Below are 1029 nucleotides of genomic sequence, written 5' to 3' on the forward strand. Positions count from 1 at the left end.
GGTTGTGGTGGGGGGTGTTGAGGGCGTGGTTCAGGAAGCGGTGGGGGGCCGGGGGGAGGGTGCGGGAGGTCGGCCAGGCGATGCCGATGTCGCGGGTGGCCCGGACGTCGGTGAGGCTGAGGTAGCGGACGGGGAGGTCCGGGTTGGTGTCCGGGGCCGCCGCGGCGTCCGGCGAGGCCGGGATCAGGGACACCCCGAGACCCGCCGCCACCAGACCGCGCAGCGTCTCCACCTCCTCACCCTCGAAGGCCACGAGCGGGCTGAACCCGGCCTGCCTGCACAGGGTCTCGGTGACACTGCGCAGGCCGTAACCGGGCTTGAGCACGACGAACTGCTCGGCCGCCACCTCGGCCAGCCGGACCCGTCGGCGCTGGGCGAGCCGGTGCCGGGCCGGGATCGCCAGCCACAGCGGCTCGACCAGCAGTCGGCGCCAGGTGATGAGCGGGAGCCCGGGGTCCTTGCCGGTGATGACCAGGTCGGCGGTGGCGTCCTGGAGGTGCTGGGCGAGGCCGTTCTCGTCGGCCTGGTGCAGTTCGAACCGGACGGTGGGGAACCGCTGCCGGAACCCGGTGACCAGCCTCGGTACCAGCCAGGTGCCGAGGGTGTGCAGGAAGGCCAGCGAGACCACGCCGGTGTCGGGGTCGACGACCTCGGCCACGGCCCGCCGCCCACGGTCGTAGGCGTCCAGCACAGTGTCGACGTGCTCCTTGAACACCCGCCCGGCCGGGGTGAGCCGGAGGACCCGGCCGACGCGCTGGAAGAGCTCCGCGCCGACCTCGTTCTCCAGCCGGTGCAGGGCCCGGGACAGGGCGGGCTGGGTGATGTGGGCCTCGGCCGCCGCCTCGGTCACCGTCACTCCCTCGGCCACGGCCCGGAAGGAGCGCAGTACCTGGAGATCCATCGTCCCATTCTCCCGCCGCATGGAAGGAGCCCCGCCCCGAACCCCGACGCATGCCCGCCGGCCGACAGCCGGACCACCAGGGCGCACGCCCCCTGGAAGCCGCCGGGCGTCTCGGCCGCATGACCGCC

General features: G+C 74.0%; 1 protein-coding gene. It reads right to left on the reverse strand.

Going from position 1 to position 1029, the window contains the following annotated elements; all coding sequences use genetic code 11:
- Window positions 1–901: LysR family transcriptional regulator (locus AAW13_RS43175; RefSeq protein ID WP_071659875.1), on the reverse strand; the 901-nt coding region annotated here is incomplete at its 3' end.
- Window positions 902–1029 lie beyond the last annotated feature (128 nt).

The organism is Streptomyces humi, from assembly GCF_001005085.2.
In the GTDB taxonomy this organism is placed as follows: Bacteria; Actinomycetota; Actinomycetes; order Streptomycetales; family Streptomycetaceae; genus Streptomyces; species Streptomyces humi.